Annotated in this window: 14 protein-coding genes and 1 pseudogene; 5 read left to right on the top strand and 10 right to left on the bottom strand. The window is 44.1% G+C overall.

Translation table 11 applies throughout. The features are described from left to right. Position 1 precedes the first annotated feature (1 nt). The 8 genes and pseudogenes from QYT14_RS01465 to QYT14_RS01430 all read right to left on the bottom strand — a co-directional run. Positions 2-886, bottom strand: coding sequence for an RnfABCDGE type electron transport complex subunit G (locus QYT14_RS01465; protein ID WP_288324145.1), 885 nt, complete (start codon positions 884-886; stop codon positions 2-4). After that, on the bottom strand, positions 883-1872 hold the full coding sequence (locus tag QYT14_RS01460; protein ID WP_237038001.1) for an RnfABCDGE type electron transport complex subunit D: 990 nt from the start codon (positions 1870-1872) through the stop codon (positions 883-885). The genes QYT14_RS01465 and QYT14_RS01460 overlap by 4 nt, the downstream gene beginning before the upstream one ends. Positions 1873-1886: 14 nt before the next feature. Next, on the bottom strand, positions 1887-3224 hold the full coding sequence (gene rsxC / locus QYT14_RS01455) for an electron transport complex subunit RsxC (protein WP_288324144.1): 1338 nt from the start codon (positions 3222-3224) through the stop codon (positions 1887-1889). 38 nt (positions 3225-3262) lie between these two features. Beyond that, positions 3263-4192 carry a Fe-S cluster domain-containing protein gene (locus QYT14_RS01450; RefSeq protein ID WP_288324143.1) on the bottom strand — a complete coding sequence of 310 codons (930 nt, stop codon included), beginning with the start codon at positions 4190-4192 and terminating at the stop codon, positions 3263-3265. Between the two features lie 20 nt (positions 4193-4212). Further along, on the bottom strand, positions 4213-4641 hold the full coding sequence (locus QYT14_RS01445) for a SoxR reducing system RseC family protein (protein ID WP_237038004.1): 429 nt from the start codon (positions 4639-4641) through the stop codon (positions 4213-4215). A 178-nt stretch (positions 4642-4819) separates the two neighbouring features. Then, entirely contained in the window at positions 4820-5719 is a 900-nt protein-coding gene (locus tag QYT14_RS01440; protein WP_237038005.1) for a DMT family transporter, read from the bottom strand. Positions 5720-5916: 197 nt separating this feature from the next. Continuing rightward, entirely contained in the window at positions 5917-7107 is a 1191-nt protein-coding gene (locus QYT14_RS01435; protein ID WP_237038006.1) for an MFS transporter, read from the bottom strand. A gap of 204 nt (positions 7108-7311) precedes the next feature. Beyond that, a pseudogene (locus tag QYT14_RS01430) lies at positions 7312-7434 on the bottom strand (AAA family ATPase); the annotation flags it as partial. 242 nt (positions 7435-7676) lie between these two features. Between QYT14_RS01430 and QYT14_RS01425 the strand changes: the two are divergent. From QYT14_RS01425 to QYT14_RS01410, 4 genes are all read left to right on the top strand, one after another. Beyond that, positions 7677-9125 carry a glutamate decarboxylase gene (locus QYT14_RS01425; RefSeq protein WP_237038007.1) on the top strand — a complete coding sequence of 483 codons (1449 nt, stop codon included), beginning with the start codon at positions 7677-7679 and terminating at the stop codon, positions 9123-9125. A 65-nt stretch (positions 9126-9190) separates the two neighbouring features. After that, complete coding sequence (gene glsA, locus QYT14_RS01420; RefSeq protein WP_237038008.1) at positions 9191-10153, top strand: glutaminase A; 963 nt, start codon at positions 9191-9193, stop codon at positions 10151-10153. A gap of 143 nt (positions 10154-10296) precedes the next feature. Then, positions 10297-11619: an alpha-L-fucosidase gene (locus tag QYT14_RS01415; RefSeq protein WP_288324142.1), complete on the top strand. Its 1323-nt coding sequence runs from the start codon at positions 10297-10299 to the stop codon at positions 11617-11619. A 4-nt stretch (positions 11620-11623) separates the two neighbouring features. Continuing rightward, complete coding sequence (locus QYT14_RS01410; RefSeq protein WP_288324141.1) at positions 11624-12490, top strand: copper homeostasis protein CutC; 867 nt, start codon at positions 11624-11626, stop codon at positions 12488-12490. Between the two features lie 97 nt (positions 12491-12587). On the opposite strand, the gene QYT14_RS01405 is transcribed toward QYT14_RS01410, so the two are convergent. Together QYT14_RS01405 and QYT14_RS01400 are read right to left on the bottom strand one after the other, a co-directional pair. Further along, positions 12588-15254: a transglutaminase domain-containing protein gene (locus tag QYT14_RS01405; protein ID WP_288324140.1), complete on the bottom strand. Its 2667-nt coding sequence runs from the start codon at positions 15252-15254 to the stop codon at positions 12588-12590. Positions 15255-15349: 95 nt separating this feature from the next. Then, positions 15350-16105, bottom strand: coding sequence for a potassium channel family protein (locus QYT14_RS01400; RefSeq protein ID WP_237038012.1), 756 nt, complete (start codon positions 16103-16105; stop codon positions 15350-15352). A gap of 163 nt (positions 16106-16268) precedes the next feature. Here QYT14_RS01400 and gadC point away from each other — a divergent pair, with 163 nt between their 5' ends. After that, positions 16269-17762: a putative glutamine/gamma-aminobutyrate antiporter GadC gene (gene gadC, locus QYT14_RS01395; RefSeq protein ID WP_288324139.1), complete on the top strand. Its 1494-nt coding sequence runs from the start codon at positions 16269-16271 to the stop codon at positions 17760-17762. Positions 17763-17800 lie beyond the last annotated feature (38 nt).

Below are 17800 nucleotides of genomic sequence, written 5' to 3'. Positions count from 1 at the left end.
CTTATTTTTTGTTTTTACAATCTTGCTTGGGGCATTCTGCTTTTTTACAGTCTGCCTTGTCACAGTTAGCTTTCTTGCAGTTAGCTTTGTCACAGTTCGCATTCTTGCAAGTCTCTTTGTCACAGTTAGCTTTCTTGCAATTTGCCTTGTCACACTTGGCAGAATCACATTTATCACCGCAAGCCGCTTTACATGCAGTGGAATCACAAGCCTGTTTACAGGCTCCGTCTCCCTTGCATTGAGCATCACAAGCGGCAGCACTTTCGGCAACAGCCTCAGACACCTGCTGAGTTGCGCCACTAGCTCCGTCTACATTCTGACCGCTATATGCTGCATAAGCATTATTCACAGCTTTCAAGAAAGCACGAGAAGTGATAGTAGAAGCGGTGATGGCATCTATCTGCCCGCCATCCTTACTTACTGTCAATGCTTTTGCGCCCGGATTCATTCCGGTAATATCGCCTTTGCCGCCTTTCTTAAACCAGTCGGCTGCTTTTGATCCTAATCCCGGAGTCTCGGCATGGCTCAACAAAGAGTAATCAATAATATTACCCTCCTTATCGAAGCCTACCAATACATTCAGCGCGCCGCCAAAGCCATTTGCTGAAGATTCTACAGCCGCACCGATAAATTCCCCGCCTTTGGTTGCTTTATATATCTTATAGGTAGCACCTTCCAGTTCGATTGTTTCAGGAGCTTCAGCAGGATTATTATCGAATTCCGAAGGAACAACGATAGCGATGGCATCACTCAAAGCCTTGGCATTAGCCTGTGCAATAGGTTCTTTCGTCAACTCATTTACATAGCCTAATAATGCTCCGGCCACCACGGTTACGCCTGTCAGCACGATAACCATGTTCTTCAAAGATGATTCTAGCTTTTTCATTTCTTCACTACCTCCCCGAATCTTTTAGGTTTACAATAAGTATTGATCAACGGAGTGAATGCGTTCATGATGAATATAGCGAAAGACATACCTTCGGGATACGCACCGAACAAACGGATAACCACGGTCAGGAAACCAATAGCCACACCGTAAATAATCATACCTTTATGAGTCATAGGCGAAGTAACATAGTCAGTTGCCATAAAAATAGCACCCAACATCAAACCACCTGTAAACAGGTGAACCAATGGAGATGCATAAGCAACCGGATCAACCAGATGCATCAGTCCCGCACATACAAATACAGTCACCAGAATAGAAACAGGAATATGCCAGGAAATAATCTTCTTCCACAACATATAACCCAAGCCGAGCAACAAAGCCAAAGCACTCACCTCACCCAATGAACCCGGATTATTACCCAGGAACAGGCTTAATGTATCGGGCAACTGTCCCAACGCATTCACATCACCTTTTACAGCCATCTTCATCAATGCCAACGGAGTAGCACCGGTTTCGGCATCTGTATAACTGGCCCATTGCTGAACATTAGGCCATGAAGTCATCTGCACGGGGAAAGAAATCAGCAGGAAGATACGACCTACCAACGCAGGATTGAAAGGATTGCATCCCAATCCGCCGAAAGTCATCTTACCCACACCGATAGCCACCAATGCACCGATAATAATAATCCAAAGAGGCAAGTTGGAAGGCAGATTGAATGCCAGCAACACGCCGGTTATGATAGCCGAACCATCACAGATGGTAGAGCGTTCTCTCTTCAAAATAAACTTGGTAATCGCCCATTCGAAGAATACACAGGCAGCAACCGAGGTCAGGGTTACCACCACGGCGCCCAGTCCGAACATATAGAATGACACCAGCAACGCAGGTATCAGAGCGATGAGCACACCATACATATTCTTCTGTACGCTGTCACCGCTATGGACGTGGGGCGATAATGATACTATTAATTTATTAGCCATACTATTTTGTCGAATTATTTTTTAGCATTACGTGCACGGATAATACCGCCTACTGTGCCCTTACCCAAACGGATATAGTCCAGCAAATAACGATGAGACGGACATGTGAACTGACACGAACCGCACTCGATGCACGACATTACATCTTCTTTTTCTACTCTCTCCCAATCCTTGTGAGCCGAAAGTGTCGCCAATAAGAAGGGTTCCAGTCCCATGGGACACACACTGACACACTTGGCACAGCGGATACACGGCTGGGCTTCTGCACGGGCAGCCTCCTTATCGTTCATAATCAGCACACCCGAACTACCTTTACAGATAGGAACTTCGGTATTTACCAGTGCCTTACCCATCATCGGGCCACCACCAATCACCTTTCCGGTATCTTCGGGCAAACCGCCTGCCGCATCAATCAGCTGGCTCATCGGAGTCCCCATACGGGTGAGGAAGTTGGACGGATTCTTGACAGACTTACCGGTAACAGTTACGATACGTTCAAACAAAGGTTTGTTTTTCTGAACAGCTTCATAAACGGCAAATGCAGTACCTACATTCTGAACCACCGCACCTACATTGATAGGAATAGCGGGAGGAGCAGGAACCTGACGGCTGATTACAGCATCTATCAACTGCTTCTCACCACCTTGCGGATATTTCACTTGCAAAGGAACCACTTCGATGCCGGGATATTGAGCAGCCTTTTCAGTCATCAACTTAATAGCATCCGGTTTATTATTTTCAATACCGATGTATCCTTTAGTCACTTTCGCAGCTTTCATCAAGATGCTTACACCAACTAATACTTCATCAGCCTTTTCCAACATCAGACGATGATCGGCTGTGAGATAAGGTTCACACTCTACGGCATTGATAATTACACATTCGGCCTTGCAGCCCGGAGGAGGAGAAAGCTTCACATGGGTGGGGAAACAAGCACCTCCCATACCTACTACACCTGCATTTTTTACTTTAGCAACAATTTCTTCGGGCGTTAACGCACACTCTTTTACTAATGTTGAACTGCGGTCGATTGATTCTTCCCACTCGTCACCCTCCACATCGATAAAAATGGCCGGCTTGCGATAACCGCTTGCATCGATTACGGCGTCCACCTTGTTCACTTTACCGGATACAGACGAGAAGATGGCTGCAGAAACAAAGCCTCCCGCCTCAGCAATCTTCGTACCTACCTTCACTACATCGCCTTTTTTCACGATGGCAGTAGCAGGAGCACCGATATGCTGCGACAAAGGGAATACCGCTTGCTTAGGAAGTGCAAGGGTTTCGATAGCTTTGCCTGCCGACAATTTATTTTCTGCTGGATGTACTCCACCAATTCTAAATGTCTTCACTGTTATATCTTTTTAATTTTTACTTACTTTGAATTTGATTATGCTTCCGCCTTAGGAGCTTCAGGTGCTTTCGGAGCTTCCACCTTTGCAGCAGCGGGTTTAGCAGCTGCTTCACCGGCCGGGACTTCCACCTTCGGCTTACGCGGCGGGAAATTGATGGCTTGGATAGCACCCTTCGGACATTCTGATTCACACTTGCGGCAAGACTTACACTTAGCCGGGTCAATGTATGCCAGATTGTTTTCCAACGTAATCGCCTCGAACGGACAAACTTTCACGCACTTGCCGCAACCGATACAACTTGCCTTACAAGCTTTGTTAGCCACAGCACCTTTGTCTTTGTTCACACACATCACCACTACGCGGCGATTATTCTTACCCTTCGGACGGATTTCGATAATCTTGCGCGGACAAGCCTTGCTACAAGCTCCACAAGCCGTACATTTTTCTTCGTCCACTTCCGGAAGGCCGGTTTCGGGGTTCATGTGAATAGCGTCAAACTGACATACTTCCACACAATCACCACAACCCAGACAGCCGAATGTACAACCGGTCTCACCACCCGAAGTGGCATGAGCAATGGCACATGACTTGGCTCCGTCATACAGAGCAGTACGAGGACGATTTTCACAACTACCGTTACATCTTACCACCGCAACTTTCGGTTCGGCAGCAACGGCTTCCAATCCTAAAATGGCAGCAACTTTCTCCATAACAGGAGCACCGCCGACCGGACATAATTTACCCTCCAGCGAACCGGCATCTGCCGCCTTCACACAGGCACCTGCAAAACCAGAGCAACCGGGATAACCACATCCACCGCAATTTGCCTGAGGAAGCACTTCGCTAACTTGGGCAATCCGCGGATCTTCATACACAGCAAACTTCTTAGAAGCGGCATACAAGATAACCGCGGCAATCAAGCCAATCGCTCCCAACGAAATTACTGCAACCAGAATTAAATCCATAAGTTTTAGTTAGTTATTTATTAATTATTTTTTATAGGTTCAAGCGTAAAAGAGAACTTCTTGCTCAACTTCCCTCTATACATATATATAATAAGGTAATATGGAGCTAAAGCCAATAAAGAAATAATGGCCGACTTCAGTTCATCTCCCCCGGTGAGATGCATCGTGATGAATAAAGCAGCCAACAATATCAAGAAAGGGACGCCAAAAGCCAAAAATACGGCCTGCATCCCCATAGAAGTCGTTCCATAAAGCATCACCTCCTCACCCACTCGGTAAGAAGAAGCTTTCGTGTCGAAAACATCAACCAGTTTTTCTTTGCTCTCGGATGCGTTGCAGTGTCCTTTTACGCTGCAAGCAGAACAGGCAGAAGTTTGAACGATTCTCACTCGAATATGAGAACCGTTTATGCTTTCCACAATACCACGATGTTTGATTATATCGGTCATTTTTGCAAACTCTACATTACAAAACTGTGGCAAAAGTAATACTTTAATTGCAATCTATGAAGGATAAAATGATATTTTCGTTATAAAAATCGTTTTTTTATCGGGAGATATTGAAAGAACAAGCAAAAAAGGTATATCAAAAGCCCCCAGACACTCTTTTGATATACCTTTTTTCTTTTTAAACCTTATTCTTACTTTCTGCTACTTCCACCAGATAGACACTGATGCAAATCATAACAATCGCTCCCAGTTGCGTCCATGAAAAACGGTCTTGCCCCAGCAGGAATGAAGTAACGGTTGCCACTATCAATATCAGATATCCATAAATAGCCACTAATGTCGTTTTCAAGTATTTCAGTCCGATGGGAAGAAGCAGGTAACTGATGGTTGTCGGAAATATGAGTACAAAAAGCAATACCAACATCGGAGTAGAAAAGAGCGACATACTCATTATAGGTGCTTCAAATCCATAGATTGAGTTGACAATCAGTGACATTACTGCCGCTCCCAGGAATGTATATTTCAGCAAGGTCATATCTCCCACTCCCTTGAGAAACCGATTGCTGACAACTAAATATATGGCATAAACTACCGAACTGACAAAGCATATCAAATTTCCGGCCATGGCATTGGATGCCAAATCGTCACTGGGCTGTGTAGCGATGCAAAGAATTGCTCCTCCCAGTCCCAAACCGATACCAACAAGTTTCATCCATGTTACTTTCTCTTTATAAAACAAGACAGCGATAACAAACACCCAAATGGGTTCCAGACTGACAAATATGGAACTGGACACCGGCGTAGTCATACTGATACCTAAAAGGTAAAAAATCATATATCCGTACATTCCAAATGCTCCCAGCAAAAAGAGTTGCCATTTCTGGCGGGTAGTAGAATCTTCAGGTTTACAGAAAATATCGATAAGCCAAAATGCTGCCGCTCCGAATACCAGACGGAATGTAACCCCTGTAACCGGAGCTATCCACAAAGGTAAAAGATATTTTAACGCGTTCATATTAAAGCCTCCCAGTGCTTTGGAGACTATCATGCTAAGGTTTGCTTCAACTTGTTTGTTCATAATGAGCTTTTTTTTACATGGATATATAACCGTAAAAACAGCCTTTTGGTTCAAAGCAACCAAAGTTCTGTATACCGATAGGATAATATCCTTTGATGTGCCGCCTGTTTACACTACCTTTCCCATGCCTAACATGAAGTATTTCCCTCCCTAAGACTAAAAGAAAGGGAAGGGGGGCTGCCTTCCCCTATAAACACTCAGAATTCCAGCTTTTCCTGTTTCATCACAATAAACATGGCCATTAACGCAATCATCAGGTTTAACCAGAAAGCAAAGGTCTGCGAATGGGAATGAAACAGATTTTGAGCTATATTCACAATAAACGGACAGAGAAGAATGGCCACATAATTCATCGCCATTACAAAAGCGAGTGCTAATGTCACCTTATGGGGTACGGCCACATCAGAAGTCTTATCATAAATCAACGGTTGAATAATGCCATAGGCCAATCCGTTCAAAATACACCCCAAAGCAATCAGTATCTCGGAACGGCTTACCAAGATAATTCCCATACCACAAGCTATCAACAACAAGCAAATCATATAGATACGCCGCCCTAATGCTTGCACAATCTTATTTAATACAAAGCCCGGCGCCATGATAGCAAGGAAAAATAACGAAATCAGGATACCTGCCCGCCCACTGGACAATCCATATTCTTCCATCAAAAAAGGAAGATTAAAACTGATGATTATCACCAAATAAGTAGCCAGCCCGTAAAATGCCATAAGTTTAATCAATGCCTTTACATCAATGCCTCGCTTCCCCATCTCTTTAGAGGTAGCGGCAGGCGCGTCGTCTTTGGGATGATAGCCGGACAAATCTTTCTTTAAATAATAAGTAAGAAAGATGGATATAAACGGAAAAAGATAAACCAAAAACGGCAGGTGCCAGTTCACTTCTGCCAGATAACCGGTCAGTGTAGTGGCAAGTACTAACGTAATATTGGTGATAGCGGAACTGTAACCAAACTGTTTGGTACGGTAATTCCCCACAAAATAACGAGATATCAATCCTGTAGAAAGCGGAACAATCAAACCCGAACCTATACCGAGCATTGCGCTGATGACAATCAACTGCCACATCTTATTAGAAAGCAGATAAAGTATGCCACTCACTCCGAAAATAGTCAAGCCAACTTGCAGCAACAATAGATTATTCACTTTCTCGGTCAACTTTCCCGATAGCAGAATAAAAGGGATAATAAGAAGTGAAGGTAACGAGGAAAGCATCTGAATTTCCAAATCCGTGGCCGACGGAAAGATTTTGTTCAAATCCCCCAAGATGGGAGAAACTGCCAATCCCGGCAATGCATTTAATGCCGAGATAGAAAATATACCTATTAATGTAATGAGGGGAATAGTCCCCTGCCCTGTCTGTACTTTCATACTTGTAGTAATTTATTGTATGAGATACACAACAAGGCAAAAGACGTTTGGTTCAATACAACATATCGTTTATCCCTCTACTTTCCATTCATAAAGAATATCGGCAAGAAAGCTTTGCAAGCAGCGGAAAAAGAATCATAATCACCTGCGCGAAGTTCACGAGTAATCACTCCGTTTTAATAACTCAACCAAATAGGTCGGTGTTGTAAAAATCAACAAGCTTTTTCCAAAACGGCGGGAACGGCTCAAAAAATAATACGCCCCTGAAGTCACTATCTGATAAACCAATGCCGTTTTATCAATGTAAAGGTAATCTCCTAAACGCAGTTTATCAAATTACATGCTCCTAAAATATCGATTACAGGCATCCAATGATTTTATATATAAACAAAGGTATCTTTTTTTCGTTCATAGTCCAATGATGATTCCCATCGTTTTTTTTGTATTTCCCGATGCAACATTAAAAAACATAAAATCAAGGAACTTTTCACCAACCCCTATGTTGAGGGAGAAAAACGCGGGAAACTCCCACGTTCTTCATTATATTACTAACCTAAACTTTAAGTAAAATGAAAGATTGTAATTGTGATTTGAGAGAAGGTGATGCAAAGACATCTGTGTTTGGCTCAAACGAAATGCTACAACCCTCACCGGTAGACACTATTCCGATGAACCCTACTACCCCGCAGATTGCCTATCAAATGGTAAAAGACGAAACATTTGCTCAGACCCAGCCACGTCTTAATCTGGCTACTTTCGTTACGACCTATATGGATGACTATGCCACCAAATTGATGAACGAAGCTATCAACATCAATTACATTGATGAGACTGAGTACCCGCGTATCGCTGTAATGAATGCCAAATGTATCAATATCATGGCCAACCTGTGGAATTCCCCCGAACAGGCAAAATGGAAATCAGGAGCATTGGCCATCGGTTCCAGTGAAGCTTGCATGCTGGGTGGCGTAGCTGCTTGGTTGCGCTGGAGAGACAGACGTAAGGCCCAGGGCAAACCGACCGACAAACCTAACTTCGTCATCTCAAGCGGTTTTCAGGTGGTATGGGAGAAATTCGCCCAACTTTGGCAGATTGAAATGCGCCAAGTACCTCTTACTCTGGACAAGACCACCCTGGACCCCGAAGAAGCATTAAAGATGTGTGACGAGAACACCATCTGCATTGTTCCTATCCAAGGTGTGACATGGACAGGTCTGAACGATGACGTGGAAGCACTGGACAAAGCGCTGGACGCATACAATGCCAAGACCGGTTATGAAATTCCTATCCACGTAGATGCTGCAACCGGCGGTTTCATCCTGCCGTTCCTCAGCCCCGAAACAAAGTGGGACTTCCGTTTAAAATGGGTTCTCTCTATCAGTACCTCCGGCCACAAGTTCGGACTGGTTTATCCGGGTCTGGGATGGGTAGTATGGAAAGACAAGAAATACCTTCCTGATGCCATGTCATTCAGCGTCAATTATTTGGGTGCAAACATCACACAGGTTGGTTTGAACTTCAGCCGTCCCGCTGCACAGATTTTGGGACAGTACTATCAGTTTATCCGTCTGGGATTCGAAGGATACAAAGCCATTCAATACAATTCCATGGAAATCACCAAGTATATTCACAGCGAAATAGCCAAGATGACTCCATTCGTAAACTACAGCGACAATGTAGTGAATCCTTTGTTCATCTGGTACATGAAACCCGAATATGCAAAGAACGCCAAATGGACTCTTTACGATTTGCAGGCTAAATTACAGCAAAGCGGATGGATGGTTCCTGCCTATACTTTGCCGGAGAACATTCAGAATTATGTGGTTATGCGTGTTGTGGTACGTCAGGGATTCAGCCGTGATATGGCGGATATGTTGTTGAATGATATCAAGAATGCTATCACCGAATTCGAGAAACTGGAGTATCCTACTCAGACCCGCATCGCCCAAGACAAGAACATTCCTGTAAAGGGCACTGTGTTCACTCACAACGCACATAGCAATGCCGCTAAAAAATAAGCGTAGATAATAATAATGTAACTATCCGCCTTTATGGTGGATGGTTACTTCAATCAAATTAATTTATGGAAAGAACTATAACTATCCAACAGATAAAAGATGTCGCACAAGAGGCTTACAATCTGTATAAAGACAATACAGAAGGTAAAAATGCCGATTACATTCCTTATTTGGCTAATATCAATCCGAAACTATTCGGTATCAGTATTTGCCTGATGAATGGAGAAAAGATTCAACTGGGTGACTATCAATACCAATTCGGCATTGAATCTGTGTCTAAGGTATTGACAGCCATACTGATTCTTCGTCAATATGGTGCACAGAAAGTACTCGAAATGATTGGTGCAGATGCAACCGGACTGCCGTTTAACTCCATCATGGCTATCTTGCTGGAGAATGACCATCCCTCTACCCCATTGGTAAACGCAGGCGCCATCAGTGCAGACAGTATGGTGCAACCCATTGGCAACAGTGATGCCAAATGGAAAGCCATTGTCGACAATATGACAGAACTCTGTGGCAGTGCTCCCCAACTGATTGACGAACTTTATAAATCGGAATCGGCTACTAACTTCAATAACCGTTCTATTGCCTGGTTATTGAAAAACTACAACCGTATCTATGATGACCCTGATATGTCACTCGACCTCTATACCCGTCAGTGCTCCATGGGCATCACAGCCGAACAATTGTCAGTCTGCGCAGCTACAATCGCCAATGACGGCCTCAACCCTGGCACCCAAAAACAAGTATTCGATAAAGAGCTTGCTCCGAAAATCACTTCTCTGATAGCCACCGTAGGCTTCTACCAGCACACAGGTGACTGGCTTTACACTTCCGGTATTCCTGCCAAGACAGGAGTAGGCGGCGGAGTATTGGGAGTGATGCCCGGAATAATGGGCATTGCGGCTTTCGCACCTCCTTTGGACGATGCGGGGAACTCTGTAAAAGCACAACTTGCCATTAAATATATCATGAATAAACTAGGTATGAATATCTTTAACGGACATCGCATCAGCATCAGTTAAACCTGCCCCATTCTTAATCAAAAGCCGGTCTTCTCCCTACCCGTTCAGGAAAAGACCGGCTTTTCCTTTTAAAATATTTTCCTCAAAACATTTTTAGCATTCTGACATTATATCTATCTTTGCAAAGATAATTATTCAATATTATGAAAAGCAAGTTTATACAGAAAATCAGTCTAGGCGCTGCACTACTGCTATTTACAAGCAATGCCGCCTTCGCACAAACTCCCGAGCAAAGTTATACACCGACTCCCGAGAATATAAAAGCACGTCAGGAATTCCAAGATAACAAATTTGGAATATTCCTTCATTGGGGCATTTACAGCATGACCGCACAAGGTGAATGGTATATGACCACCCACAACATCCACCGCGATGAATATGCCAAACTAGCTTCGGGATTTTATCCTTCACGCTTCAATGCCGCCGAATGGGTATCGGCCATCAAAGCATCAGGTGCCAAATATATCTGTATTACCAGCCGCCACCACGACAGTTTCTCAATGTTCGATACCAAAGAATCGGATTTTAATATTGTAGACGCTACTCCGTTCAAACGGGATGTGCTGAAAGAATTGGCAGACGAATGCCACAAACAAGGCATCAAGCTCCATTTCTATTATTCACACTTGGACTGGCGCCGCGATGATTATCCCGAAGGAGGAGGCACCGGCCGCGGAACAGGACGTCCGAAAGGACATGGGGACTGGAAGAGCTACTATACCTTCATGAACAACCAGTTGACCGAACTATTGACCAATTATGGACCGATTGGCGCTATCTGGTTTGACGGCATTTGGGATCAGCCCAAAGATTTCGATTGGCAACTGGAAGAACAATACGCATTAATTCATAAGCTGCAGCCCGCCTGTCTGGTAGGTAACAACCACCACCGCATTCCGTATGCCGGTGAAGACTTCCAAATGTTCGAACGTGACCTGCCCGGTGAAAACAAAGCCGGACTTTCAGGACAGAGTGTCAGCTCACTTCCTTTGGAAACTTGTGAAACCATGAATGGGATGTGGGGATATAAAATTGAAGACCAAAATTACAAGTCACCGAAAGCGTTAATACACTATTTGGTTAAAGCAGCCGGAAAGAATGCAAACCTGTTAATGAATATCGGCCCGCAACCCAATGGAGAACTTCCTGCCACAGCTGTAGACCGCTTGAAAAAAGTGGGCGAATGGATGAACCAATATGGAGAAACAATTTATGGAACCCGTGGCGGAGATGTAGCTCCCCATTCATGGGGCGTATCAACCCGCAAAGGCGACCGTTTGTTTATCCACGTATTGGATTTGCAGGACAATACGCTTTATATACCTCTGAAGGCGAAAGTTAAAAAAGCAATGCAATTCACTGATAAGGCTTCTCTTTCCTTCAAACAAGACAAAGACGGTATATTGTTAAAGTTACCGAAAGTGCCCGACGAGATTGATTACGTGATAGAATTAATTATTAAATAACTTTATGAGCAACAAATCAAAAATTGAAATCTGCGCCAATTCCGTTGAAAGTGCAATAAAAGCACAGCAGGGCGGAGCTTATCGTGTGGAATTATGCGCAGGTATTCCCGAAGGAGGTACCACTCCGTCATTTGGCGAAATACGCATGGCACGCCAACTCTTACAACAAACTAAATTGCACATTATCATCCGTCCTCGCGGCGGAGATTTCCTATATTCTCCATTGGAACAAGAAATCATGTTGCATGATATCAAAGTAGCCCGCCAATTGGGAGCAGACGGAGTAGTATTCGGTTGTCTGACAGCCGATGGCAAAGTAGATATGGAAGCCATGGAAAAATTGATGAATGCCGTAGGCGACATGAGTGTCACTTTCCATCGCGCTTTTGATATGTGCCGTAATCCGCAAGAAGCATTAGAACAAATTATTGAACTCGGCTGCCACCGTATCCTTACTTCAGGACAGGAAGCCACTGCCGAAAAGGGTATTCCTCTTTTAAAAGAGTTGGTAGAACTGGCCGGCGAACGCATTATCATCATGCCGGGATGTGGAATAAATCCTAAAAACATTCGTAAAATAGCCGAAGAAACCGGTGCTTGCGAGTTCCATTTCTCAGGACGTACCACCTGCGAAAGCGATATGTTATACCGCAACCCCAAAGTTTCAATGGGTGGCACGGTGAAAATCGAAGAATATAAAAAGGATGTAACCGACCCGGATATCGTTAAAGCCGCTTGTATAGAACTAACCTTGAAGGACGATAATGATAAGGCTTTGGAAAAGAAAGCCAAAGAATCCAAAAAATCAAAGAGAGCTAAAAAGGATGATGATTGGGATGATGAAGATGATGACTTGGAAGATGATAAATAAATTCAGATGAGAGTCACTCGAATCAATCATTAAAAGAAACGAGGCTGTCCGGAATATTCGGAACAGCCTCACTTCTTTTATACCAGCCTATAAGATTCTAAAGCTTATGGATTACTTTCATCAGTTGCTCACCTAAACCGATGGTATAACCTTGTGAGACAAATACCACACGGTTAAAGGTATCGCCAATAATAAACATAGGCAGAATAGTCTTGTTAGGCAGCTTCATACCTTCAGCAATCTGTTTCTGGATAGAACCGTCTGCATCTATACCATAAGTAATAGTGGAAGGCAATCCCGGAAATTCTTCAGGTCGGAACTTTTTGAACTGTTCTTCATTGGGAAATAACAATACGATACTTCTACCCCACTGCTCAAAATCTTTGCTCAATGCTGCAATATCACGCAATGCATGGTTGGTGGGTTCCTGACCGGCTCCCAATACTGCCACGATATAATAACCGCGTCCGGTGGTAGAAAGGATGGATTTCAACTCATTGCTATCAATCGGCTTATAAAGAGACTCGGAATTGAAATTACCGATTACCTGAACATCATCCTTGCTTTCGCGCATCACCAAATCAACAGTCGTTGTTTCTCCCGGCTTGATGGTAAAGAAAGTGATATCAGAAAGCACACCACCGTTTGCCAGGCGAGTTCCCGTAACCATCATATAATTACCTTCATCAAGTGCCGTCCCGTTTTTCAGCAAATTGCTCCAGGTAGCACCACCTCCCATGTCGATATCACCTTCGTCATAATTCAATAATTGCAAGGTTCCTTCGGGAGTCACCTTTGAGATAGTGAAATGAGAATAGTATTTGGGATCTTCCAATGATTTGATGGGTGTATATTTTGCAATCAGTTTGCCTGTTTGTGCGGCAGACGGAGAAACAGCCTCAAAGTCTACATCAACCGGTCTGTCATCGCCTATAATTAGTTGTACTTTACCCGTCACCTCATCAATACGTGCCGGAATCCCCATACTGCGTGCCATCGATACAAAGAAAATATCACGGCTATGCGCATCAGCCACACGAGCACGCCATACTCCGGCAGGAGAAATCGGCGCACCACCCAAATTACAGTTTTTGTCCACCTGAATACTGTCGGCCACCCAAGTAGCCAGCTTCATCGGGTCGGCACGGAACGCTTCCATTTCTTGTTTTGAAATAACCTTACCGAAGAAAGACTTATACGGAGTCAGCATTTCATTACTTACACGTGGATTGCGGACAAAACGACGGAAATACTCTGCATTTTCACAAAGACGGGACTGCATGTGGTCTACCAACACTTCAAGACTGACATCACGCAAGTCTTTAGATGAAATTCTCTGCAGAAGGTCTATCCCACCCTTTTTGGATTTGTCGGAACGCAAACGGGCAAGGAAATCACGGATTACCAGATGATTACCACGTGACGCAACCAAAATCTTAGCCACGGCCTCTTCATCCAACTTATATTCCTTCGCAAAGTTACGGGCCGATTCATCACTCATAAACGTAGCGACATACGCATTGCGGATAGAATCTTCCTGTGCCATCCGGCGATTATTTTCCGCACGCTGTTCGGGAGTAACCTCAGGCATATTGGCACCTTCGGCAGGAGGTACAATATCCACTTCCATCCTATAATTATCTCCTGCTGTTTTATCCAGCTTCACGGTCAGATTATTATCTTTTCCAAACGAGAGTTTGGAATATCCAAACTTACCGTCCTTAGAGGCCCACACCAGCATATCACCTTTACCGGCAGTAAGGAACGTTTTTCCCTGAGCATCTGTCTGTTTACGGGCTACAGTATAAAATTCAGCATAATTATATACTTTGAATTCCACCTTTGCGTCAGTCACCGGATTGCCCTCGGCATCCACTACGGTCACCTCGGCTTTAGCTGTCGGCGCATAATTATCAATTACATTGATTTCTGTATAATTGGGAGTTTCATACATTACTTCTTCGGGTCCATTATATCGACCGAACACTTTTGTATGCATCAACATCCCACGTGAAGCCGGTGCGTTAAACCAGCCTAAATCCAAAACCGGTTCGGGCTCACACGCACCAAAGAAATGCCATTTTCCATCTACCCAAGCTTCCACCCAGGCATGATTATCATCTGTATGTGCCCAACGGGGCGTATAAACCTGACGGGCCGGAATACCTACCGAACGGAGTGCAGCTACCGTGAAAGTCGATTCCTCACCGCAACGCCCGTAGGCCGTCTTTACAGAAGCGAGTGGAGAACTGGTACGTGCATCGGATGGCGTGTAGACTACTTTTTCATGACACCAGTGGTTTACCTCCAGCACGGCATCATGTAATGAAAGTCCCTTTACCCGATTCTTTAACTCTTCATAGAACACCTTACGGCTATCGTCCAAGTTTTCATTATTCACCCGGACTGGCAGAACAAAATGACGGAACTCACGCTCCGGAATTGTTTTTCCCCACGGCATCTCCTCACGAGCCTTCAATGAGTAATCAATATTTTCCAGATAATACTCACCGGAATAGTCCGTAATGTCTCCTAATGGCATATAGGCATATAGGAAGGTCATAGCTTCCCGCTGTTCATCACTCATCGGTTGTTCGAACACCTGAAACAGGTCTCCGTGCGACAACTTTGAACGCCGGGTTTCAAAGTCTTGCTGAACGGCATCCCGTTCGGCAGCATCACTTATCAAATGTTTGTTGTTGGTGCACGAGGTAAAACTCAGCATTAAACTAAGCCCTGTGGCACATAGAGCCAATAACTTCATGTTGTTAATTAATTAAGTTAGCAATTATTATTGGCTACAAAGATAAAACTTTTTAGCAGGAATGCGAAAATAAATATTTTTAAGTGTCCTAAAAGCTATTTATCTGCAGAAACATTATGCTGAGGAGTATCGCCATCCACCGTTTGCTTTTCATAATATTCTTGTTTCCGCTTATTTGCCTGCTGCACCAGGCTGGTGACATACACAGTAAAGATAGGAAACATCATCATTCCAAGCGCAGCCAGCACCACCGAAAGTATCTTACCGGTCGGAGTCACGGCATAAATATTGCTACCCACTGTGGTCACGTCCATAAATGCCCACCACAATGCACTCCAATAATCGGTCACCATCGGGTTCACCTTATGCTCCAGCACAAAAAATATCAGACTGGCAAAATAAACTGTTGCCATCAACATAGTGATATAGGAAGTGAACAAACCCGAAGCTTTGCTCCCCGAGAGCCACCCCACCACAATGGCCAACGCATACCCTCCTCTTAAGAGAGGTATAAAACGAAGGAAATAACTTATCTCCGGAGAAAAAGTGATGTGATAATAATCAATGATATTCAGATATGGAATAGAAACCAGCAAGAAGATAAAGTGACTGCTCAGGTATCTCCACTTATCGGGTGCCAGAAAGAATTCAAGCAGAAAATCAAAAAGGAAAAACATACATATCCAAAACTGTATCCTGAGATAACTCCCCTGATTAAGAAAAGGAATGTTGTGAAAAGTATCTATCGAAATACTTATAATTAAAAAAAGAGACAGACAGAGGATTAAGACATGCAAAATCCCATAAATTCCTTTTCGGGAATAGATAAAAGAAGAAAATGCCGTTTTCATAAACTATACCAATTTATTATTGTTTCCCCTAAAACACCCCGGAATAGCGCTTTGTTTACTCGGCAAAACCGGGGGTTAATAAACCTAAACGGATAAACATCAATTCAGGGAGGTTGTTATAGACACGTAACAAAAACAAATATATTTTTTAAACCTAAACTTTATGGCAAACATTAGCAAATCAGTCAAGCTCGGGGTGTTTACCCTCGCAATTATGAATGTGACTGCGGTTGTTTCCCTTCGCGGGCTACCTGCAGAAGCCGAATATGGACTGAGTTCGGCATTTTATTATCTTTTTGCAGCCATCGTCTTCCTGATACCTACTTCATTGGTAGCGGCAGAGCTGGCAGCAATGTTTCAGGACAAACAAGGTGGTGTATTCCGCTGGGTTGGTGAGGCATACGGAAAGAAGTGGGGCTTCCTGGCTATATTCCTTCAATGGGTGGAGAGTACAATCTGGTATCCTACGGTGTTAACTTTCGGAGCGGTGGCTTTGGCTTTTATCGGCACAAACGATGCCCACGATATGTCACTGGCCTCCAACCGCTATTACTCATTGGCGGTAGTGCTTATCATTTACTGGCTTGCCACTTTCATTTCACTGAAAGGAATGGGCTGGGTAGGAAAAGTGGCCAAAGTGGGCGGTATGGTGGGTACCATCATTCCGGCAGGCCTATTAATGGTACTGGCGGTTATTTATCTGGCATCGGGCGGACAAAGCCAAATGAACTTTGACGGCAACTTCTTCCCCGATTTCAGTAATTTCGACAATCTGGTACTTGCATCCAGTATTTTCCTTTTCTATGCCGGTATGGAAATGGGCGGTATCCATGTAAAAGATATGGAGAACCCGGCCAAGAATTATCCGAAGGCTGTATTTATCGGTGCTGCCATCACAGTTGTCATCTTCGTACTGGGTACTTTCGCATTGGGTATCATTATCCCGGAAAAGGATATCAACCTGACTCAGAGTTTGCTGGTCGGCTTCGACAACTACTTTAAGTATGTACATGCTTCCTGGTTGTCTCCTATCATTGCCGTTGCATTGGCATTCGGTGTGTTGGCAGGTGTACTGACTTGGGTAGCCGGTCCGTCCAAAGGTATCTTTGCCGTAGGTAAAGCAGGTTATTTACCTCCGTTCTTCCAGAAAACCAATAACAACGGCGTGCAGAAGAATATCTTGTTAATCCAAGGTTTGGCTGTAACATTACTCAGTTTGTTATTCGTAGTCATGCCTTCCGTACAGAGCTTCTATCAGATTCTGTCTCAGCTCACCGTATTATTGTACCTCATCATGTACCTGTTGATGTTTAGCGGTGCCATTTATCTGCGCTATAACATGAAAAAGGCTCCACGTCCTTTCCGCATCGGCAGTAAAGGCAACGGTTTGATGTGGTTCATTGCCGGACTCGGTTTCTGCGGTTCCTTACTGGCATTCGTGCTCAGTTTCATTCCGCCCAGCCAGATTTCAATCGGCAGTAACACCGTATGGTTTGCCGTACTGATTATAGGATGTATCGTTGTTGTTTCTGCTCCGTTCATTATCTATGCATCCCGTAAACCGTCATGGGTAGACAAGAACACACAGTTTGAGCCCTTCCACTGGGAAGAACAAGCTGCTCCTGCAGACACCAAGACAACCGGAGAAACAAAATAAGTTATCTTCCATGCTTCTACTTTGGGAAGAAGATGTCA

The sequence above is a fragment of the uncultured Phocaeicola sp. genome (assembly GCF_948499155.1).
Lineage (GTDB): Bacteria > Bacteroidota > Bacteroidia > Bacteroidales > Bacteroidaceae > Phocaeicola > Phocaeicola faecalis.
The sequence above is the reverse complement of the archived record's forward strand: the minus strand, read 5'-3'. Positions and strand labels throughout refer to the sequence as shown.